Source organism: Candidatus Paracaedibacter symbiosus, assembly GCF_000757605.1.
GTDB classification, from domain to species: domain Bacteria; phylum Pseudomonadota; class Alphaproteobacteria; order Paracaedibacterales; family Paracaedibacteraceae; genus Paracaedibacter_A; species Paracaedibacter_A symbiosus.
On record NZ_JQAK01000001.1, the window covers coordinates 782,977 to 805,796 of the forward strand.

Sequence of the window (22,820 nt, forward strand, 5' to 3'; positions counted from 1 at the left end):
ATGTCCTCTTTTAGTCTTTAAGGAAAAGTCGTCATGGTAGAAGTCGCTGGTATCAGTTTTGGTAAAATAACCGTTGATAAAGAAACCGGAAGAACAAAGATTGGCCAAACCGTTGAAGGTATGGATGTTGGGAAATACTTTGAAGACATTAAAGCAGCCAAAATGTATAAAGTAGAAAAACAGAGAGATATCATTGAAAAAAATACAAAAAAAATAGCCGCATTGGAAGAATTTAAGAAAAAAGCACTCCAACTCAATACAACAGTTTCAAAGATGTCAAATCGCTTGATTGGCAACGTTTCAGCATATGGCGACGGCAAACAAGTCCCTAATCTAATGCAACAATTTAAAACAACTATTAATGGAGCGGCCAACAGCCCTTTGGTCGATATTTCAAGTTACGAATCTGCCTCTGTTGGCTCATTTAATATGGTTATCAATCAGATTGCCTCTACAGATTTTTATCAAGGGCAAGTTTCTGTGATTGATCCTAATGGCACAGCAATGGGATTGTCAGGCACATTCACTATCGGCACAATCTTACCCAATAGTGCTGTCCAATTTACTATTACACCAGATATGACACTTTCACAAATTAACTCAACAATTAATGCTCAAAGCACAACAACCGGAGTCATTGCTAACTTTGCCCAACTATCACCAAGCACCCCGACCACACCAGGACTCTATAATTTTAGCCTAACAGCAACAGCTATGAGCAATCCCATTATACTGCAAGATAATTCAGGTGGTATTCTCACCAGTTGGGATTTGATGCCATATAGCCATGTCTCCGTTCAGTCTGGGCCTGAGAGTATTACTACCGATCCGACAACAGCTTTGGGCCTAACAGGAAATCTTGTGATCGGCGCGGGTACTGCTGGGGCAACGGACACTATTAATACAACTGGCTTAAGCCTACAAAATATTATTGATGCCGTTAATGCCCAAACAGGGACAACCAATGTGACGGCAGCCCTTGTCCCAATTTATCCCGTGAATGCGATGAGCGCAACTTTACCGACTGGCTATGGTTTATCCCTATCAACAACCAACAACCAACCATTGATCCTGGCCAAGTCTGACGCAACAGCGATTGCAGGATTGCAGCTAAAAAGCACAATTAATTCTTCAATCAATGCCATCGTCAATACAGCAGACCCCACTCAAGACCAAGCAGTCACAGGTAACCTTATCTTGCAGGCAGGATCTGGCGCCCCTATCCCCCCGATTATTACTGCTGGCAAAAGCCTAAACGATATCGTCCAAGCAATTAACGCCACTACTTCAACAAGTGGAATTTTTGCCAATCTGCAAACGATTACACCAGCTAACCCCAGTGTTGCCGGCAGTTTAAATATTTGTCAATTAACCATTGCCACCAATAATGGAACCTCATTGATCACCTCAGCTTCTGACGCAACAGTGATCACAGGGTTAGGATTAAACACGCCCGTTAACGACTATCAGGGGATGATCTCTAAAGTGTCGATTAACGGGATAAATTACCAACGGCCCAACAACACAATCGATAATATCGTTGATGGCGTCGTCCTTAAGTTACGAGCTGCTCAACCAGACGTCCCGAATGTTGTGGAAGTGACTCAAGATATGAAAGCAGCAGAGGAGGCATTAGGTGAAATTATAGGGACCTATAATGAGTTAAATTCATTTTTTAATATGCAAACAGCTATGGAGAGGGATCCAAATGGACTTCCTATAAACCCCAAAGAGGGCGCTTATTTGCATGATGATCCCTACGTCAGGCAATTTATGACGAATTTGCAGCAAGTTTTTTCCACAACTATTTCTGGTCCTACGAATGGAACATTAACTAGTTTAGGTTCAATTGGATTTGAGATCGATTTTAACGGAAGCTCAGCAGATAATAGTGAACCTGGTGCCTTGGTGTTGACGAAAGAGAAACTTTACAGAACCGCCGTGGATGACAACTATAGTAAGCTTGTTGCCTTGTTTGAAAATACAATCACCAATACAGATCCAAATTTCTCTTATACAAGCGTACCAGGTATAATTGATCCCAACCTAATGGGGAAAGATATCAAGATTTCACTCACTAACGATCCCGTTTCAGGAAATTTGATCGCCACAGTTAGTGCTAATGGGCCAACCTATCCAGCAACTGTTGCCCTGCAAAACGGCATTCCTTGTATTTCAATTCAAAATACGGGCACCTGTTTGGATAAGTTTGTTTTCCAATATTCAGCAACTCCCCCTCTTTCAGGAAACACAGTTTCAACGATTCTCAATATTACTCCAGGTATTATGGCTCAGGTGGATGGATTTTTGCTCTCCGCAACTGACCCTAATTCACCGATTGTACCACCTGGAAAGAAACTTTTGCCTCCCTTTGATAAGAACGGACCGCTGTTACAAGATATCGAAGTCGTAAAGATGAAAAACAAGAAGCTCGCCGAAGATACGGAACGGATGAAGAAATCTATTGAAAAAGAGATGGAATCGGTTGAGCGGAGGTTTGACAAGGTCTATGAAGCAAAAGCCAGATATCAATCTATTAAGCTCATGTTAAACAGCTTCCTTAAAGCAAATAGTCGTTAATCACCAGAGGAAAAACCAAGATGAAGTTAAACCAAACCAAAAGCTATCAACGAGTAGAAGCAATCTCTGCCAGTAAACTTGGACACGTTGCTATTTTACTGGATCACTGTGGGCGGCTTTTGAGCAAAGCGATTCAGGCGATGAAGGATAATCAGATTGAAGAACGTTTCCTTAATATTGATCGAGTGATGGTAATCTTAAACACAATTGATAATAATATTGACCAAAATAGCTCCACCTATGCCAAAGGATTATCACGCTTTTTCCAAAGGATGGTTGTTGGCTTAATCGATGTTAACATCAACAATGATCCTGTCATGTGCGGTAAGATTCAGACATGTATTATGGAAATGGCAAAGATTTGGCGCAATGCTGATAAGACGCCCGAGGTCCCATCAACAACGACTAGTATGGCAACGCCGATGGCTATTCCTGAGCCATCGCTGAATAGGGAAGCATTTCAGTTGAATATTTAACTGGGAAGATCTCCCTCTGGAGTAATTTTAACATCAGGTCGATAAGACCGCCTTGACTTTATCTTATGGCGGACTGATGTTAACTTTAGCTGACCTCTCCTCAAGCCACCTTCACCACCCCATGCCGTTTTTTACCGGCAGAGAGTTTGATATAACCCTCTTCCGTCAGCTGATCAGAGCTAAGCACTGAATTAATATCACTCACCGTTTGATCATTAACTTTAATCGCGTTGCTTTGAATCAGACGCCGAGCTTCACTTTTACTGGGGACAAAGTTTAAGCGGCATAAAACATCTATCAACAACAAAGGTTGAGATAAGTCCGTTGCCGAAATTTCAATTGCCGGCAGGCTACTGATATCCCCCCTTGATTGATGTTCAAAAATCTTAGAGATGGTCGCATGAATTTCAGGTAAAACCGCAGCTCCGTGGGCAAGTTCAGTCACCGCGTCGGCCAATATTTTCTTGGCATGGTTAATCTCTGTCCCTTCAAGTTTTTCTAATTTCTCAATTTCTGTTAAGGGCAATTCAGTGAAGAGGCGCAAATAACGTCCCACATCCGCATCTTCAGTATTACGCCAGAATTGCCAGAAATCATAAGCAGCCAAACTTTCTTGGTTCAGCCAAATCGCCCCATTGGCAGTCTTGCCCATTTTAGCGCCACTAGCCGTTGTAATCAGAGGGGAGGTCAACCCAAAGACTTGCTGGGAGAGAGTGCGGCGGGTCAGTTCAACACCATTAATGATGTTGCCCCATTGGTCAGCCCCACCCATTTGTAAAGCACAACCATAAGTTTGGTGGAGCTTCATAAAATCATAAGCTTGAAGAATCATGTAATTAAATTCCAAAAAGCTCAATGACTGTTCACGCTCCAAACGCAGTTTCACACTATCAAAAGTCAACATTCTATTGATGGAGAAATGACGACCATAATCGCGCAAAAAATCGATATAATTGATATGAGAGAGCCAATCATTATTATTGACCATAATGGCATCGGTTGGCCCCTCTCCAAAAGAGATATACTTCGCAAAGACTTTCGCAATACCTTCGATATTTTTGTCAATGGCGGTATCGTCAATTAAGGGACGTGCCGTATCTTTCCAGGTAGGATCACCCACTTTACTGGTGCCGCCACCCATCAAAATGATGGGGCGATGCCCTGTTTTTTGCAACCAACGTAGCATCATAATTTGCACAAGACTTCCTACATGCAGGCTCGTCGCAGTTGCATCAAATCCAATGTAGCCGGAAACTGTTTGGGTAGTGAGCAGGTTATCGAGCGCTTCCACATCTGTTGTTTGATGAATGAAGCCACGTTCTTGTAAAATTTTTAAAAATTCTGATTTCATCGCCCTTTATCCGATTACATTTTTATGATTTATTAGGTTAAACATAAGTGACATCGGGGCACTTTAACATTATTTTCTGGAGAATCCAATTGGAACCTATCTGGAGCCTTGGTTTTATGAGTGGGACCTCCCTTGATGGGATCGATGCTGCCTTTATTTTGAGTGATGGCGTTCAAATTGTGGATAAAGGGCCTTTCAAATTTTTACCCTACGATCGCGAGTTTCGCCAAGAGCTTAAGCAATGTCTCGGACAATCACAACGGACATCCTTTGTGCGCCAGGTGGAGCGACAACTCACCTTAAAACACGGTGAATTCGCCCTTGAGATAATGGAATCTTCCGGTATAAAACCCCAACTTATTGGCTTTCATGGCCAGACAATTTTTCATGCCCCACCCCAAACATTACAGATTGGCGATGGGGAACTACTCGCCAATCTCACGGGCGTTAGAGTGGTCTATGATTTTAGAACAAATGATTGCCGGAATGGTGGCCAAAGCGCTCCCCTCGTCCCCATTTATCACCAAGCACTAGCCCACGATTTTCCAAAACCGATTGCGTTTGTCAATATTGGTGGCATTGCAAATATTACCTATATTGGTATCTCTGATGAATTGATTGCCTTTGATACAGGCCCCGGCAACGCGTTGATTGATGATTATGTCTTAACAAACTATGGCATTCCTTTTGATACAGGAGGAGCAATTGCTGCCACAGGAATCCCTAATCAAAAGTTAGTTCAAACATGGCTAGCCGATCCCTTTTTCAGCAGATCTTATCCCAAATCCCTAGACCGAGATCATTTTACGCCGATTATCGCCTCATTAGCTGGGATCTCTCAGGCAGATGCAGTGGCAACACTCACACTTTTTACTACAGAAACAATCGCCTTAGCTTGTAAAGAGCTTCCCACGGCTCCTCACCAAATGATTGTATGTGGGGGTGGCGCAAAAAACCAAACGATGATTGCCTTTTTGAAGAAAAACCTAAGAAGTATCCGGATGACACTAGCGCAAAACTTGGGATTACGGGGAGATTTTATTGAAGCCGAGGCGTTTGCCTTTTTGGCCCTTCGAAGTTTTTATGGTCTTCCCATCAGTTTTCCATTGACGACTGGGGTAAAAGTTCCTTTAACTGGCGGGATAGTAACTCAATCTGTTTTGGATCAGGGAGGAAGCATTGGTTAAGCGAATCGGAGTGCTCACGAGTGGGGGAGATTGTGCGGGGTTAAACGCCGCCATTAGGTCGATTACGCATCATGCTATTACCCATTATGGATGGGAAGTTATTGGCATTCGTAAAGGCACAACAGGCCTCATTAATCGCCCTTTAGAATATATTCCCCTCACGATTGAGCAATGCGACAGCGCTGTCTTACGCAGTGGAGGGACTCTCCTAGGGAGCACAAACAAAGATAATCCTTTTAGCTTTCCAAACTCTGACGGTACGCGTTCTGATCATTCTGATGATTTCATTACAGCCTATCGAGAGCTAGGACTTGACGCCCTTATTGGAATTGGTGGCGACGGGAGTATGCACATTCTCCGCCAATTAGCGCAAAAGGGAAACATCAACCTCATCACAATTCCTAAAACCATTGATAATGATTTGGGAGAAACAGAAAGCGCCATTGGTTATGCGACTGCTGTGGAAGTGGCGACAGAAGCGCTCGACCGCTTGCAACCAACAGCTGCCAGCCATCAACGCGTGATGGTTTTAGAAGTGATGGGTCGTGATGCCGGACACATCGCCATAGCCTCGGGGATTGCTGGGGGCGCCGATGTGATTTTGGTTCCTGAAATCCCTTATAAGCTTGAAAATATTTATAATAAAATTAAAAAACTAACCGACAATGGTCGTAATTTTGCTTTAGTGATTGTAGCAGAAGCTGTGCGGGATGAAGCTGGCCAGCCAGCAGTAGTTTCCTCGCTGGGAGAAAGAATCCGCTATGGGGGCATTGGCCATTACCTAGGCGAAAAGATTATTGAAGCAACAGGCGCAGATGTCCGAGTTATGGTACTCGGCCATGTGCAGCGCGGGGGGCAACCAAATGCAGCAGATCGTATTATCGCTGCTGCCTTTGGGATTCACGCGGTTGATCTAATTGCTCAAGGTAAATCTGACCGAATGGTTGCCTGGAAGCATCGCGATATCATTGATGTGCCGATTCAGCAAGCCATTGATGCGTATCATTCGTTACAACCAACGGATGTTTTAGTGCGAACAGCGCGTGGCCTGGGGATTTGTCTGGGTGATCAATAGATTGGTATTTTATGTCGCCAACCTATCATAGGAGAAGAGTAGTCATGCAGAGAGCTTCCCAAAGAAAATTGAGAGAATAAAATTAAACATTTTTTAATTTTTATTCATTAAATTAAGGTACATGAGATGCGCGTAATACTATATCAAAGTTTGGGGAAAAATTATGAAATACTTAATTCCAATGACATTATTGTTAAATCTTGGCGTTGCCACGCAAGTTTTCAGTATGGAAGCCGATTCCGCTCCTCAACCATTACCGCAAATCCAGGCAGAGGCTATGGATGCCCCTGGAGCTTCCCAAGGCGGACTTCCTGAGGCGACAACGGTTGAGCCAAATATGGTTGGGTCAGCTGCACCAACGGTCTCCAATATGCTTGAATCGCAAGCAATGGGGGAGCAAGTCCATCCACAGATATTCCCGGCCTTAGAGAATGATGATGATCTGAATGATGATGATCTCGATGAGGCAGATGGATCTGTCATGCATGAGCCAGATTTATCTGCAATGCCTCACCTAGATATGCCTGCAATGCATGAGTCAGATTTATCTGCAATGCCTCACCTAGATATGCCTGCAATGCATGAGCCAGATTTATCTGCAATGCCAGATGCGTCAGTCGCATCATACTTAGATGGGGCAGTGGATTAATTATCTGATCCAGGCATCTTAGTGCCAGTTCGGTAAAGAAATTTTCAAACCATATAAGTTTAAAAGGTGAGTTAATCTCACCTTTTTTAGGCAAAAAATTCGAAGAGACTGACTCATGGCTAGCAGATATAACGCGCCCTAGATGGCGGCGCCAGGTGAAGAGTCGCTCCTCTTTAAGGAAGGACTTTTATTTTTGAAAAGAAACGGAAATATCACTAAAGACACCTGCGTTTTTAAGACTATTTAGCTTTATGATGAAAGGATCCTTTCTTACCAAGACGGCAAGAGCATTTGGAGATCTTTCAACTAGATAAGTATAAGTTACTTCCCCGGTTTGGCTGTCAATCTCACTCACTCAGGCAGAGAGCGTAGATTCGGCAATCAAACCATCACCGCGCTTAATAATTCAGCCATTTCCGGAGCCGCATAGGTAAAAATGCCAGACGCCCCAGCTCGCTTCAAGCACATCAGGCTTTCAAGCATAGCTTTGGTGCCATCAATCCATCCATTGGCAGCAGCGGCTTTAATCATGGAATATTCGCCACTCACCTGATAGGCAATGATAGGGATATTAAACTTTTGCTTTGCCCGATGAATAACATCTGAATAAGGAAGACCTGGCTTGATAATAATCATATCGGCGCCTTCTTCAATATCCTGGGCAATTTCACGCATCGCTTCATCACTGTTGGAAAAATTGACTTGGTAAGTTTTTTTATCCGAAAGACCATGGAGGGACTCAGCCCCCACAGCACTGCGAAATGGTCCATAAAAACTTGAGGCAAATTTCACTGCATAACTCATGATAATCTTGTCATGGAAATGATTTTCATCAAGATGACCCCGAATAGCCCCAATGCGCCCATCCATCATATCTGAGGGCGCGAGGACATCCGCACCAGCTTGAGCCTGAATGTGAGCTTGTCGCTTAAGAATTTCGATGGTCGCATCGTTATGAACACGACCATTAATAATGATGCCATCGTGTGCATGATCAGTATAGGGGTCCAAAGCGACATCCGTAATCACACCAATATCAAGGTTGAGATTCTTAATTGCGTGAATTGCTCGACACATCAAATTATCTGGATTCACCGCTTCTAATCCATCGTGAGAACGTAACGGTAAGGGCGTATAGGGAAACAAGGCAACAGATGAAATTCCAAGATCAGCTGCATATTGCACGGCCTCTTGTAATTCCGAGATAGTGAGACGTTTAACATTGGGCATGCCTTGAATGTCAGCAGGCGAAAACTCATCACGAACAAAAATTGGCCAGATGAGGTCTTTTGGCGTGAGACTGGTTTCGCTAACCAAATCGCGCATCCAACTGCTTTGGCGTAAGCGTCTTAAGCGGGATGCAGGGTATTTACCGTAAAACATCGTAAAATTCTTTCTTTGGCTTTCATGCAAAGTACTGCTACTCTTGAGTTAACACTAAAAAAAATTACGGTAGAATGCCATGGATTTTTTCTTGAATCCGGAACAAACTTCGATTCAACAATTAGCACGCCAGTTTGCCAAGGATTATTTACAACCGAACGCTAAAGAATGGGACGACCAAGAATTTTTTCCGGTGGAGACAATGCGCCGTGCCGCTGAGCTTGGTTTTGCCGGGCTGTTTGCTGAAGAAGCCTACGACGGTTGTCATTTGAACCGCTTTGAGGGTGCGTTGATCTTTGAAGCCCTTGCCACCGGATGTGTCCCAACGTCGGCCTATCTTTCCATTCATAACATGGTGGTGGGAATGATTCAGCGATTTGGCAGCAAAGTACAGCATCAACAATGGCTACCAAAATTGACAAATCTCTCTTGGTTATCGAGTTATTGTTTGACTGAACCAGGAGCAGGATCTGATGCCGCTAACCTTCAAACCAAAGCCGTTCAAGAGGGTGACCACTATGTTTTGAATGGATCTAAAGCATTTATTTCCGGTGGCGGCGTCAGTGATATTTACCTCTGTATGGTGCGAACTGGGGAGCCAGGACCTAAAGGCATCTCAGCGGTAATTGTGGAGAAAGACACACCTGGTCTTAGCTTTGGTAAACCTGAAGAAAAAATGGGATGGCGCTCCCAACCAACCACCGCCGTCCTCTTTGATAATTGCCGAATTCCCATTGCGAATCGATTAGGGAGTGAGGGAGAAGGCTTTAAAATTGCCATGACCGGCCTTGATGGAGGACGAATTAATATTGCTGCTTGTTCCCTTGGCGGGGCGGCCCGATGTTTGGAATTGAGCTTAGCCTATGTTAAAGAGCGCCAACAGTTTGGGAAGTCGTTGGCAGAGTTACAATCGGTTCAATTTAAACTGGCCGACATGGCAACTGAGTTAGAAGCTGCCAGACTTATGGTCTACAAAGCAGCCCATTCTTTATCAAATAATCAGAGTGATACCTCGCTCCACGGCGCCATGGCGAAACGATTTGCCACGGACATTTGCTTTAAGATCGTCAATGAAGCGCTCCAGCTTCATGGGGGTTATGGCTATATCAAAGATTATCATATTGAGCGATTCGTACGCGACCTTCGAGTCCACCAAATTCTAGAAGGAACCAATGAAATCATGAAACTCATCATCTCACGTAAATTATTAGGGGATTAATCATGCAGACAACGGCAGCAACAAAACTTGGAATCGAAGCAGAAATCATTACCAGCATAATTGGTAAAGCAGGGGTTATCAGCCTCAATCGACCAAAAGCTTTAAACGCCATTAACGTGCCGATGATTCGCACACTTTCTAAAACCCTGAACGATTGGCAAACCGATCCCGCTGTTGAGTTTGTTGTCATTTGCAGTAACGACTCCAAAGCCTTTTGTGCAGGAGGCGATATTCGAGCGGTTTATGCGGCAAGACTCCAAGATGATTTTTCTTTTTGTGATGCGATTTTCCGGGAAGAGTATCAACTTAACTATATGATTTCTAAGTACCCAAAACCCTATATTGCCTTGATTAATGGCATCTGCATGGGGGGTGGCATGGGAATTTCCATTCATGGAAGTCATAGAATTGTGAGTGAAAACGCACTCCTGGCGATGCCAGAAACAGGGATTGGCTATTTTCCTGATATTGGTGCCAGCTATTTCTTGAACCAATGCCCTGGCAAGATCGGCACCTTTATGGGTGTTGTGGGAGAAATAATTGATTATGCTGATGCAATTTATACCAATCTTGCTACCCATTATGTCCCCTCAAGCAATTTCCCTAAATTAAAGCAAAATCTGTTGACAGCCACCTCCGTTGAGGACGCGCTTCAGCATATTGAAGCACTCACAGAAACCGCCCCCAATTCTTCGTTAGCGCAGCATCAAAGTTTAATTGATCACTGCTTTGCTGCTGATACGGTTGAGGCAATTATAGAAAATCTTGTGGCATATGGCACACCTCAAGCATCCAAATGGCTGCATCTTTTAGATAAGCGTTCACCCACCAGCCTGAAAATCTCGTTGGCACTACTGCAACGCAATCGCGGCAAGTCATTAAAAAAGTGTTTGCCGATTGAATTCCGTCTCAGCCAACGATTTTCCCGTAAGTATGATTTTTTGAAGGCGTTCGCGCCCTCTTGGTGGACAAGGATCATACTCCCCATTGGCAACCGCGCCACTTAAGCCAAGTGACTCGCGAAATGATAGATGAGTATTTTTTGCCCCTGGGGACATTGGAGCTGCAGCTGGGCTGAAGCAATAAAAAGAGAACAGCCAGGCATTGCTGACGTCATGTCTCGAGTTCTTCAGGAGAAAGTAAGTAGGGATACCTATCCCTCCTTATTGTTATCCTTATCCAGAGGGAGCAGTATTTCTGCCATTCTCTAGCCAAAACCCCCTATCTTAAAAATCGCAGATAGTTGACCTCTTAAAGGTTTTTAAGATGACGAAAGCACGCCAAAAATCAGCAAATCTCTCTCCGGGCCTAAGAATTTTGTTTTTTCGCTAGGTAAAGGGGGACGAGCAACGAGAGTTTACTTAAATAAATGAAGCTTGCGAGTTAAAGGTTATCGCCACTAGGGAGCAAAAGGCGATAGTTTCGCAAGAGGTCTCTTACTTAACCGTCAAAATCTCCTGCCAATTGGTGGTATATCCGGGGGATAAATTTCCTTTATTATCCCGCCAATTGAGCCCCCTCCCGCAGGCTGCATAAAAAATTGTTCCCCGCCCATAACGCCCATTCAACTGATCAATTGCCTTAGATAGCTGGTCGGTTTTTGCCTGCTCAGTGGCCGTGGGCCTCAAAGAGAACAAATCATATTGCAACACCTCTTTTGGCATGAGGTCCAACAAAATCACGCCAGCCTTTTTATAAGGCTGCCCCGCCACAAACAGTTCCTGAAGTGCCTCAGTACAAGCCTTAATCAGGGCTGAATCATCATCAACCCCGCCTGGCAATGTCACAGTTGCTGATCTAGAATGATAGGTTTGAAAATGAAATCGACTGGTCCGCGCATAAACCATGACGGATTTAACTGTTTGCCTCGATTGCCGCAGCCGTCTGCCCGCACAAGAAGCATAAAAGGCAACAACCTGGCACAATTGCTCAAAGTTCCGAATTGGCTGATCAAAGCTGCGGGTCACCTGAATTGACTTGGGCGCTCCGTGATTTTCCATCCCTCGGCAAGGAATTCCTCGAAGCTCTTGTAATAACCGCTCTCCTATCACAGTGAAGAGTTGACGTATCCATTTAAGAGGCGCCTGCTTCAGGTCCAGCCCAGTAAAAAGACCATGGGCCTTTAATTTATCCGCTGTCTGGCGCCCTACTCCCCAAATGTCGTTAATGGGGATAATTGCGAGCGCCCGGTCAATTTCTGTTTCTGACCGCATAATATAAATATGGCAATTGGCAAGATCTTTTTTGGCAAAATAATTAGCTACTTTAGCTAGCGTCTTGGTCGGCGCAATACCAATACTGATTGGAATCCCCGTCCACTGCAACACCGTTTGTCGCACCATCTCAGCAAACTGCCGCAAGTCAGCAATCCCCTGACAATCAATAAAAGCTTCATCAATAGAATACACCTCCATCCGCGGGCAGAGGTGTTTCAGCGTCTGCATCACGCGAGACGAGAGATCACCGTACAACTTAAAGTTGGAAGAGAATAAAGTCACCCGATGTTTTGCAACAATATCTTTCACCTTAAAGAGAGGCACCCCCATCGGAATCCCTAAAGCCTTCACCTCATTAGATCTCGAAATGATACAACCATCATTATTGGAAAGCACCATCACCGGTTTATTTTGCAGATCTGGCCGAAAAACCCGCTCGCAGGAGACAAAAAAGTTATTACAATCAACCAATGCAAACATTATACAGAGTGAATCACTGTTTTGACCACTCCCCAAACGCTAAACGCCATCTCATCGCGAATTTCAAGCGGCGGATAAGCGTCATTTTCGGGCATTAGATAAGTCCCGGTTTCATTTTTTATAAAGCGCTTGACTGTCAATTCTCCATTCACCGCCGCAATAATAATTGCTTTGTTTTTGACAGGCAAGGCGCGATCAACAATTAAAATATCACCTGAATGAATTCCCGCATTAATCATCGAATCACCACTTGCTCTCACAAAAAAAGTAGCCGCTGGATGGGCGATCAAGAGTTCATTTAAATCAAGGGCCATTTCTACATGATCTTCTGCTGGAGAAGGAAAACCAGCAGAAACAGAGTTAGAATAAAGAGGTAAAAAAACCTTCGTCTCTGCTGGGCGTAGACCTGCCATCATCGCAATACTTTCCCCTAGACTTTGTGCTCCCTCCTGCCTTACTTGCAGCAACTGCTGGGCCATTGATTCTGGCACCCGCATCGCCACCGTTTTCTCCCCATATCTTTTTTTACGGCCCGCGCCAGGCCTTGATCCACCCCGTGACATCTTATTCTCCTTGCTATATCTCCAAAGAACATGAAGATACCATTTTCTGCTTTCCTATCTATGGGTTCAATTTTAGACAAAAACGCCTTTATTCGCGTCGTTTTTTGCCTAAAATCTGGCCCCCTATCTCCTCGCCATAATGCCGGATCTTCAGGTTCTTTGGGGATAGAAAATTGAGCCGAAAAATTACTATTTTTTTTAATTTAGCACACTTTTGATTATTGTACAAATTCAAAAATGATCTGTTTAGTCCCAAAAACTAGATAGAGAATGTGTTCTTAAACTTTTATTAACATTATTTAAATTATACTACTAAGTACATAGATCTAAAACTGGGAAGATGTACAATGATTTACAAAATTATTACCATCGCCATGATTGCACTCTCTCTCAATGCACCCGCCGAAGCTTTTAGCCTGGGCAGCATCTTTAATAGAAATGATAGCTCCAACTCTTCTGGAGGTGGTGGTTTCAATTTGGTTTCTTTCACAGCCTCTCTTGGCTCAGCTATTAGCAACGGTGCAAAAGATCAAATCTGTAAACAGGGTGGTGTTTGTCGTAAATTTGAAGGTATACCTTGTGAGTTTTCCAAAGATCTTGTTTCTTCTTGCGCTATTATTTGCGGAGATAGACCAGACTTTATCGCCTCTACCTGTATCCGCAAATCCCAAAACAAATGGGGTCTCAACACCCAGACATGGACCTATAGAGATGGCGAACATGTGTCAGTGCACTTGAAACGCCAGTTAGAAAAGGGTCGTTTTGGCAATAATCCTGCCCAAATTAAATTTTTCGACTCTTTTTGTAGTCTAAAAGGCACGAGCTTAGTCCTTCCACTATTCAAGCAAGATATCCAAGAAGGTTGCCGCACCTTCAAAGGCGGCGGCAATGTACGACCCAACCAACAACAAGGATCAGGACAAGGCATTTCCTATAGCGCTCAACCACGGGTAGCGCCAAACAGGGCACAATCTTTCCCTCAAAATAGCCCCCAACAAAGAGGGCAATCCGCCTATCCTAATCAAGGGCAATTTGCTCAACCAATAAACAATCGCCTCCCAGAGCAAAATGTGCGTCCCATGAACAATCGCACCATAATCAATCACAACCCAGGGGTTTCTTCTCAAATATTGCAGCAACAACGTCAAAATTTAAAGCCTGTGCAAAACTCTCGTCTTTATGATGAGGTTCCAAACTATCGGAATCAGAACCAACAACAAATGCGCCCCATGAACAATCGCATTGCTCCACAAAACCAAGGGGGCTCTCCTCAACCACGTCAAAATTTAAAGCCAGCACAAAATTCTCGCCTTTATGATGAGGTTCCCGACTATCCAAATTACAAAAACCAACCTCAAGAAGATACGTATGCTGATCAAAGTGATGACAATCAAAATCAAAGCTATAACCATGAAGATATGTATGCTGGTCAAGGTGATGACTCTGAGAAAGACCAGTACTCTGCCCAAGATCCCTATAGCAGTCATGATCAAAATGATGACCACTCTTCTGATCATGACGACAGCACTCAAGGGGTTGGTGATGAGGAAGACCACTCTTATCAGCAAGGTGAGGAAGCGGATGCCTATAACGGCTATGAAAATTATGAAATTCCAGAGGAAGATCAAGAAGCTTACTAAGAATCAAAAAAACTTTTCCTAAAAGCACCCAATTGGGTGCTTTTTTTATGTTTGGAATTGGGGTATGGTGCCCCTAAATGAACTTTAATAAAACAATAAACTAATGGCCAAAGCAGCAATTAAATATGTCTGTCAAGAATGTGGCACCTGGCATCCTAAATGGGCTGGCAAGTGTGAAGGCTGCCATGCTTGGAACACCCTCGTAGAAGAAGTCGTCCAGTCAAAAAAGTCTGTCTTACCAACACAATTACAAACCCAATTTACCTCCATTAATGCGATGACAGAAGAATTGCCACGCCTTCTCACTAACCTTGGGGAATTTGATCGAGTTTGCGGCGGTGGCCTTGTCCCTGGCTCGGTCCTATTAGTAGGGGGAGACCCTGGCATTGGTAAATCGACTCTCCTTCTTCAGGTAGTGGCAGCTTACTCACACCATGGCGCTTGCGTCTATATTTCAGGGGAAGAGGCGGTATCTCAAGTCAGGATGCGTGCCAAACGCCTTAATGTAAGTCATGGCCCTGCCTTACAATTAGCCTCGGCTACCCATGTTCAAGAAATTATTCAAGCTATTGAATCTCATCCGGAAAAATTACAGATTGCTATTATCGACTCCATCCAAACCTTGACGAGCGAAGGAGTTGACTCCGCGCCCGGTACGGTTTCTCAAGTACGTGCCTGTACTTACGAGCTAATTAACATGGCAAAGAAGAAAAATATCACCGTCATCCTTGTGGGTCATGTCACCAAAGAAGGAGTGATTGCCGGTCCCCGCGTCCTTGAGCATATGGTGGATACGGTGTTGTATTTTGAAGGCGATCGCAACTATCACTATCGCATCTTACGCTCGGTTAAAAACCGCTTTGGTGCCACTGATGAAATCGGGGTGTTTGAGATGACCGGGATTGGGCTTCAAGAAGTTGTTAACCCGTCAGCCTTATTCTTAAGTCACCATGAATTCCCGGTGAGTGGTTCTGCGATTTTTGCAGGCATTGAAGGAACACGGCCTATTTTGATGGAAATCCAGGCGTTGACTGCACCTTCCTATCTGGCCACCCCTAGGCGCACATCGGTAGGTTGGGATTCAAGCCGCCTTTCAATGATTATTGCTGTGTTAGAGACACGCTGTGGTCTTTCTTTTGCCAATAAAGACGTTTATCTTAATATTGCCGGTGGTTTAAAAATTAATGAGCCGGCTGCTGACCTTGCCGTTGCCGCTGCGCTGGTGTCGGCGTTGACAAATACCCCTTCGCCTCCGCAAAGTGTCTTTTTTGGTGAAATTGGTTTATCTGGCGAAATTCGCCCGGTGCATCAAACGGATCTCCGTTTGAAAGAAAGTCAAAAGCTTGGTTTTGAAACAGGTTTTTTTGCCCAGCGGAGCAAAATCGTTGACGCTAAATCCACACTCTCTCAACAAAATTTGGGCTATGCAGTGGAATTATTGGACATTTATCGCAATCAGTCGCATATTGAAAACAAATGTATAGCGAGTTAATTTTATGAATTCGGTTGATATTGGTATTCTTGTTATTTTTGGCATCTCCTGTTTAGCTGGGTTTATGCGTGGCTTTACACGGGAGATTTTGGGCGTTTTTACGTGGGTAGGATCAGCTGTTGCAACCTATATAGCTGTTCCACTGCTGGGCGGTATTGCCAAAGGATATATTGCCAATCCGATGATTGCTGATGCTGTCACTGCTGTCGTTTTATTCATCTTCTTCTTAATTATTTTCAGTATTATAAGTGGTGCTTTAGCAAATTCTGTTAAACGCAGCAGCCTTGGTAGTGTGGATCATGCCCTTGGTGTTTCTTTTGGAATTGTTCGTGCTGTTGTGATTATTTGTGGGACTGAGATTATTTTAAGCACTTTTACCTTGCGCCCCAATCAGCCGGAAACTATTCAAAACGCCAGATTTATACCTATGATTCGCCACGGTGCCGATAGCTTAAGCTTATGGTTGCCTCATAAGGTGCGTGAGTTTATTACCACACAACAGGCAGAATCTGGCGCAAAAAACCCGCCGCACCACCCTCAAAATCCTCACGTTAAGTCTCTTGACGAAATTGTCTCAACGTCGCTTACAGATGTAGTGGCAGAAAAGATGATGCAGGGCCAACCAGAACATGTCAGAAAACTTCTACAACCCAAACAACAGCAGAGTCAGGCTGTCACAGCCCCTCAGGCGACACTCGCACCAAAACCTGAAGAAGATCGAGAAAAAACCGCTGAATCCTTAGCAAAATTGACCCCTCAGGCGATGGACCTCAAAGGCGCCGATGGAGATTACAATACACGTCAACGTCGCGACTTAGATCGGTTAGTGCAAATTAATCAGTAACCCTATTGATATTTACTGATCGCCTTTCACATCAAATAGTTAATAATTGCCCGACACAAAAGGGATGGGACAATCTCCTTCTCAGCAAAGAAATGGGGTTTAATTATAGTGATTTTAATTAGGTAAAGTGTAAGCTATAGAGAAATATGTAGGAAGCAATCTACCCCATTACAAGCCGAAACTTTCACATGGAGGGTGCAGCTGATCAAATCTGAATGTAATAAATCTATCTCACTGAACGCACATTCGGCATCAAGCAGCGTATCCTTCAATGAAGGAGCACCAAGATAAAAGGAAGACACAGATTGTTTTGATCTTTTCTGAACTCAGAGAGAGGGAAGAAAGCCCCAGACCGGAAGCCCAAAAGAGGCTTCTCCATATATTTTGGATATAAAATCCGCTACTCGTTTGGTAACTCTTTACCTTATCCAAAGAAACAGGTATTAAATGAGAAAGGCATCGTTAACTTTATGATTGGGTGACCAATGAAAATTAATAAAATTGTGTTCAGCACTTTATTTGGATCTACGCTTCTTGCTGGCTGTGATATGTTTACCTCCAAAGAACCATTGAGCGGCAAACGTGAAACTCTATTTTCCACAGATAGGTTTCTCAAAGCAGAAAACGGCATGAACACGGCTGCTGTTGATACTTCCAATGCCACAACCAATAAGGAGTGGACTGTGGCGGGCGGCAATCTGAATCACGCTCTCCCAATCTTAAACGCCCCGGCAGCGCCCAAAGAAGCATGGAAAACAAATATTGGCTCAGGTAACTCCTCAGAAAAACGCTTGATCTCCAACATTATTGTGGCGAATGATACTGTCTTTGGCATGGATACCCAAGGGAATGTGACCGCTATTAATAAACAAACAGGAACACAACTCTGGTCAGTAGAAACATCCCATGAAGGTCGTAGCAACGATACTTTAGGTGGTGGTATTGCTTACGGCGAAGATAAAATTTTTGTGACAACCTCCTTTGGTGATGTGATTGCCCTTGAAGCCAAAACCGGCAAAGAATTATGGCGTCAAATCTTAGTCACGCCTATGCGAATTGCCCCTATTGTCACCAATGGCCGCATTTTTGTTGTGACTATTGGCAATGAACTTCATGCACTTAGCACCAAAACTGGTGAATCTTTGTGGGCCCACGCAGGACTTCCTGAAGCAACCGGCCTTCTCGGTGGGGGCGTTCCAGCCGTTGAAAATAACTTGATTATTGTCCCCTATTCCTCTGGTGAGCTTTATGCGTTGCGAGTTGAAAACGGCTACTCCGTCTGGACAGATACGCTCAGCCCAACGATCTCAGCCGATTCCCTGTCAAGCATTAGTCACATTCGCGCCCGACCGATTATTTATCAAGACATCCTCTATGCGGTGAGCCATGGTGGTCGGATGGCAGCAATCGATGTCAACTCAGGGATTCGCTTGTGGCAAAAAGATATCAGCAGCGTCCGCACCCCTGCCATCATTGGTAACTATCTCTATCTCATCAGCATTAATAATGAGCTTGTTTGTTTAGACCGCCAAACTGGCGAGATTGTGTGGACGATAAGTTTGCCGATGTCAGATGGTAGCTCTAAAATTAACTGGGCGGGTCCTCTTGCCACTTCGCATGGCTTGCTTATTACCGGCTCCAATGGCGCAATGGACTTTTACTCTGCTAAGGATGGCAAAAAGCTTCACGGCATTCAAACAGGCCAGCATTTCTCGCTTTCTCCTATTGTGGTTGATAAGAAAATTTATACCCTCAACGATTCAGCTGACATTACTGCTTGGCATTAATTAATAGAAGAAAAATGAAAAAAATAGCTATCATCGGTCGACCTAACGTCGGCAAATCTACTCTCTTTAATCGTTTGGTTGGGCGTCGCATCGCCCTTGTCCACAATCAACCGGGAATGACACGTGACCGGCGTGAGGAACAAGCCACTCTTTATGGCCTTACCTTCCTCCTCACTGATACTGCGGGCTTGGCTGATCCAGATGACTCGTCTCTCACCAAAGCCATGTACCAACAAACCATGATGGCGGTTGAAGATGCAACGGTCGTGTTATTCGTCATCGATGCACGCGAAGGCTGTACTCCTTACGACCGTGAGCTTGCCAATGTCTTGCGTAAAGCAGGCAAACCGATTTTAGTGATCGCTAATAAATCTGAAGGCGGTCATGAGCAGTTTGGTATTGCTGAAGGAATCGGCCTCTCTTTGGGTGAAGTAATTCCTTTTTCCTCCGAACATGGCATTGGAATGGGTGATCTTTATCAGGCGCTTTGCCCTTATTTTGCAGATGAAATTGCAGAAGAAGAAACGGATGACTCTTTTGAAGAGGAGCCCGCAAAAGAAGAGTCAGAGCGGCCAAAAAAACCAATTCAGCTGGCGATTGTTGGTCGACCAAATGTAGGCAAATCGACACTCATTAACAAATTAATTGGCGAGAACCGTCTCTTGACCGCCGACATGCCTGGGGTGACACGCGATGCAATCAGCATTGATTGGACATATAAAGATACGCAAATCAAATTGATTGATACGGCGGGAATTCGCCGTCGCAGTAAAGTGACTGCTTCGCCTGAAAAATTGGCGATTCTCGATACAGATCGATCAATCCAATTTGCTGAGGTGGCTGTGTTGATGATTGACGCCACCTGCCCCTTTGAAAAGCAGGATCTAACAATTGCGCAAAACCTAACTTCTGAAGGCCGTGCGGTTGTGGTTGCCCTTAACAAATGGGATTTAGTTGACGATAAAACGGCGCTATTGAAAGAATTGCAAGAGACCATTGAAACTCATCTCTCCCAAATCAAAGGCGTTTCCTTAATCCCCATCTCAGCGGAAAAAGGCAAAAATCTTGACCGTCTGATGGATGCTGTTTTGGATATTTACCGTCTTTGGAACAAACGAATTTCCACCGGCCAACTCAACAAGTGGCTTGAATATGTTTTGACAGCGCATCCCACACCTGCTGTCAATGGTCGACGGATCAAAATTAAATATATGACACAAATAAAAACGAGACCCCCTACTTTTGCTTTATTTGCCTCCCAAGCCGACGAATTACCAACCTCTTACACTCGTTATTTGGTCAATAATTTGCGCAAAGATTTTGATTTACCTGGCGTGCCTATTCGCATCCAAATCAGAGGAAGCGCTAATCCTTATGATCCAAAGAAAAAGTAGTTATAACGTTCATGCTTTAATAGTTTGTCACCCTCGAGGGTGACGTATGGCCCGTGGCAATCTTCTGTCTCTATCCTTGAAGAGATTACCACGGAGCATCTGCTCCTCATGAATGAGGTGCAAGACAATATTCTGGCGGCTAGCAGCATCCTTAAGTTTGTTTAAATCTTCTATTGTTATAATTTTAAAGTTCTCAGGATTTTCTTTTTCTACTAGCTTCTCATTAATTGAAACAATTATCTCCCTATCTGTCTAAATCATTGATTGGATACTCACCTTTTTCAAATTCGGAATGGAGGAGATCAAATAGATGCTTTGGAAGGATTTCTCCATCATAGAGTATTGTCAGAACGTCTCCAAATTTAGTTTCCTCGGTGAAATTAAAGCATAGTGGCCCTGAGTATTTTCTAAGCTTTGGATCTATCTGTTTTAGTGCTTCTAATAATTGGCTATATTTTTTTTGAAGAGGCTCCGGATAAGATTCAAGAGAATTAAACGATATTAAAAACTTTGTCGTAACGATAGGAGGAGTGCAATTTATTGCAATATATTGGATGAAAGAGTTTTCTAATTTTGATGTTATTTCAATATCTAAGTCATATATATAATCCCAAGGATCTTCATGTGACTCATTAATAATCTCCCATGATTTTGGATCATTCAATACATCCCCACTAATTGGGGTTGAGTTATCTTCGATCTGCGTCGCCAAGGATTGGCTGGTCGTGCCTATTAACAAACTAAAATAAAATAAGAATTTATACATCTAAAAATCTCTCCTAGTTCAATAAAAATAAAGTCATGTATAATTACTAGGAACAATAGAAAACAGTTAGCGCAATTAATATTAAATTTCAATAAAAATTATAATATAATCTTTTTATACTAATTGTCAGAGTAGGACCACTGTCTCGGTCAGTAATTTTAGGTTTTGTCGCGTTTGTTATGGAAAATGAGACTAAAATGAAGGTGGAGAAAATTAGAGGCATAGACGCTAGTATTTTGAGTACATAACACAAATAATAATTCTTAATCTCTGTTCAGCTTTTTATTTTTCTTATAGAATTAATTTATTGATACTTTAAAAAAGTTATAGTTATGGCAGAAGAAACAAAGTTAGCCACAGGATCTTTGGGGACGGCAGAATCTATTATTATGGGCATCTCTGGCACAGCACCAGCATTTAGCGCTGCAGCCACAACAACTGCTCTTGTGGCTGCCGTTGGCATTCATTCGCCTAGCAGCATTCTCTACTGCGGTCTTATCATGTTTGGGGTAACGTTTTCGTTCATGTACCTTAACCGTATCTCTGCCAATGCGGGAGCATCCTATACCTGGATCAGCACAATTTTTAACAAAAACCTTGGTTTTTTTGCTGGCTGGTCACTTCTTGTGGCCTCTGCGCTTTTTATGGTCTCGGGTACGATTCCCGCAGCCACCTCAACGTTAGCACTTTTAAATCCACAAATGGTCAATGATCCTATGTGGGTGACTCTAATTGCTGCCGGATGGCTCACAATTATAAGTGCGATTATTTTAAAGGGAATAAGACCAACCAGCTATTTACAAGTTATCTTAACCATAATTGAAGTGAGTATTCTTATATTCATTATCATTGCTGCTTTTGTAACCTTTATCCAACAACCAGCTCATATTATTACCATTGAAACTTTCAATCCTTTCAATTTTTCCTTAGAGCTTTTTGCAAAAGGAGCTCTCATTTCTTTATTTTTCTTTTGGGGCTGGGATGTAACCATGAACCTCACTGAAGAGACTAAGAATCCAAATAGCGCTCCTGGCAAAGCAGCCTTGTGGTCAATGATTATCACTATCCTCTTGTTTGTTGCTTTTGTAATGTGTGCGCTGATTGCATTAACAGACCAAGAAATCCAACAGTCCGGCACAAACGTTCTCCTTCAAATTGCGAACAAAATTCTCCCCTCACCATGGGGAAATATAGCCTTAATCTGTGTCATTCTAAGCTCAATCGGCACTATTGAGACCTCTATTCTTCAATTCACCCGCACAATTTTTGCCACCTCAAGAGATGGAGCCCTTCACAAACGATGGAGCAAAGTCCACAATGTGTGGCAAACGCCTTGGACAGCGACACTTCTTATTTGGGCATTGGGAATGGTCTTTTTGATTGTTGCCTCTCAAGAACCCACGGTCAGCGCTATTATTGATATTTCGATTAATGTGATTAGTTTTCAAGTTGCTTTTTATTACAGTCTGTGTGGATTTGCCTGCGCCTGGTACTATCGCGCTGTTGTCCTCCAAGATTTTTCAAAGACACTTTTATTAATTATATGGCCCCTTATAAGTGCTTTTTCTCTTATCTCCATTGCAATTTACGGCGCCTTAAATAGCTTTGATAAAGAATCTATCCTTTTAGGAATTGGCGGTATAGCCATTGGGATCTTCCCGTTGGTGATGAATAGATATCTCATACCCAGGACTGTGTAATCCATTTATCGCTTAACG

General features: G+C 43.5%; 17 protein-coding genes and 1 pseudogene. 13 read left to right on the forward strand and 5 right to left on the reverse strand.

Translation table 11 applies throughout. The features are described from left to right. Positions 1-33: 33 nt before the first annotated feature. On the forward strand, positions 34-2,580 hold the full coding sequence (fliD, locus tag IG80_RS0103615; protein WP_032112604.1) for a flagellar filament capping protein FliD: 2,547 nt from the start codon (positions 34-36) through the stop codon (positions 2,578-2,580). 20 nt (positions 2,581-2,600) lie between these two features. Next, positions 2,601-3,056, forward strand: a complete 456-nt coding sequence (locus IG80_RS0103620; protein ID WP_032112605.1) for a flagellar export chaperone FliS — start codon at positions 2,601-2,603, stop codon at positions 3,054-3,056. Positions 3,057-3,156: 100 nt separating this feature from the next. On the opposite strand, the gene tyrS is transcribed toward IG80_RS0103620, so the two are convergent. Next, the gene (gene tyrS, locus IG80_RS0103625) at positions 3,157-4,407 is read right to left on the reverse strand and encodes a tyrosine--tRNA ligase (protein WP_032112606.1); all 1,251 of its coding nucleotides are present in this window, start codon (positions 4,405-4,407) and stop codon (positions 3,157-3,159) included. 89 nt (positions 4,408-4,496) lie between these two features. Here tyrS and IG80_RS0103630 point away from each other — a divergent pair, with 89 nt between their 5' ends. From IG80_RS0103630 to IG80_RS0103640, 3 genes are all read left to right on the forward strand, one after another. Continuing rightward, the gene (locus IG80_RS0103630; protein ID WP_032112607.1) at positions 4,497-5,594 is read left to right on the forward strand and encodes an anhydro-N-acetylmuramic acid kinase; all 1,098 of its coding nucleotides are present in this window, start codon (positions 4,497-4,499) and stop codon (positions 5,592-5,594) included. Beyond that, entirely contained in the window at positions 5,587-6,669 is a 1,083-nt protein-coding gene (locus tag IG80_RS0103635) for an ATP-dependent 6-phosphofructokinase (protein ID WP_032112608.1), read from the forward strand. The genes IG80_RS0103630 and IG80_RS0103635 overlap by 8 nt, the downstream gene beginning before the upstream one ends. Before the next feature lie 163 nt (positions 6,670-6,832). Further along, positions 6,833-7,318, forward strand: a complete 486-nt coding sequence (locus IG80_RS0103640; protein ID WP_032112609.1) for a hypothetical protein — start codon at positions 6,833-6,835, stop codon at positions 7,316-7,318. Between the two features lie 381 nt (positions 7,319-7,699). Here the strand turns inward: IG80_RS0103640 and hemB are convergent, their stop codons facing one another. Continuing rightward, a complete protein-coding gene (gene hemB / locus IG80_RS0103645) occupies positions 7,700-8,701 on the reverse strand; it encodes a porphobilinogen synthase (RefSeq protein WP_032112610.1) in 1,002 nt (333 codons plus the stop codon). Positions 8,702-8,780: 79 nt separating this feature from the next. Between hemB and IG80_RS0103650 the strand changes: the two genes are divergently transcribed. Next, on the forward strand, positions 8,781-9,920 hold the full coding sequence (locus IG80_RS0103650; RefSeq protein ID WP_032112611.1) for an acyl-CoA dehydrogenase family protein: 1,140 nt from the start codon (positions 8,781-8,783) through the stop codon (positions 9,918-9,920). A 2-nt stretch (positions 9,921-9,922) separates the two neighbouring features. Next, positions 9,923-10,998, forward strand: a pseudogene (locus tag IG80_RS12370) (enoyl-CoA hydratase/isomerase family protein). Positions 10,999-11,356: 358 nt separating this feature from the next. Here the strand turns inward: IG80_RS12370 and IG80_RS0103660 are convergent. Both IG80_RS0103660 and IG80_RS0103665 read right to left on the reverse strand, forming a co-directional pair. Further along, positions 11,357-12,616 (reverse strand): Y-family DNA polymerase, encoded by a 1,260-nt coding sequence (locus IG80_RS0103660; RefSeq protein ID WP_032112612.1) that lies wholly within the window; start codon positions 12,614-12,616, stop codon positions 11,357-11,359. Next, positions 12,616-13,179, reverse strand: a complete 564-nt coding sequence (locus IG80_RS0103665; protein WP_032112613.1) for a LexA family protein — start codon at positions 13,177-13,179, stop codon at positions 12,616-12,618. The genes IG80_RS0103660 and IG80_RS0103665 overlap by 1 nt, the downstream gene beginning before the upstream one ends. A gap of 347 nt (positions 13,180-13,526) precedes the next feature. Between IG80_RS0103665 and IG80_RS0103670 the strand changes: the two genes are divergently transcribed. The 5 genes from IG80_RS0103670 (at position 13,527) to der (ending at position 20,336) form a co-directional block, all read left to right on the forward strand. Further along, positions 13,527-14,819: a hypothetical protein gene (locus tag IG80_RS0103670; protein WP_032112614.1), complete on the forward strand. Its 1,293-nt coding sequence runs from the start codon at positions 13,527-13,529 to the stop codon at positions 14,817-14,819. Positions 14,820-14,922: 103 nt separating this feature from the next. Next, positions 14,923-16,311, forward strand: a complete 1,389-nt coding sequence (radA, locus tag IG80_RS0103675) for a DNA repair protein RadA (protein WP_032112615.1) — start codon at positions 14,923-14,925, stop codon at positions 16,309-16,311. Between the two features lie 4 nt (positions 16,312-16,315). Then, positions 16,316-17,155: a CvpA family protein gene (locus IG80_RS0103680; protein WP_032112616.1), complete on the forward strand. Its 840-nt coding sequence runs from the start codon at positions 16,316-16,318 to the stop codon at positions 17,153-17,155. 485 nt (positions 17,156-17,640) lie between these two features. Then, the gene (locus IG80_RS0103685; RefSeq protein ID WP_052045979.1) at positions 17,641-18,942 is read left to right on the forward strand and encodes a PQQ-binding-like beta-propeller repeat protein; all 1,302 of its coding nucleotides are present in this window, start codon (positions 17,641-17,643) and stop codon (positions 18,940-18,942) included. A gap of 14 nt (positions 18,943-18,956) precedes the next feature. Further along, on the forward strand, positions 18,957-20,336 hold the full coding sequence (gene der / locus IG80_RS0103690) for a ribosome biogenesis GTPase Der (RefSeq protein ID WP_032112617.1): 1,380 nt from the start codon (positions 18,957-18,959) through the stop codon (positions 20,334-20,336). A 244-nt stretch (positions 20,337-20,580) separates the two neighbouring features. Here der and IG80_RS0103695 read toward each other — a convergent pair whose 3' ends face one another. After that, positions 20,581-21,102, reverse strand: coding sequence for a hypothetical protein (locus tag IG80_RS0103695; RefSeq protein ID WP_032112618.1), 522 nt, complete (start codon positions 21,100-21,102; stop codon positions 20,581-20,583). 332 nt (positions 21,103-21,434) lie between these two features. On the opposite strand from IG80_RS0103695, the gene IG80_RS0103700 reads away from it, so the two are divergent. Next, a complete protein-coding gene (locus IG80_RS0103700) occupies positions 21,435-22,802 on the forward strand; it encodes an APC family permease (protein WP_032112619.1) in 1,368 nt (455 codons plus the stop codon). Positions 22,803-22,820: the final 18 nt, after the last annotated feature.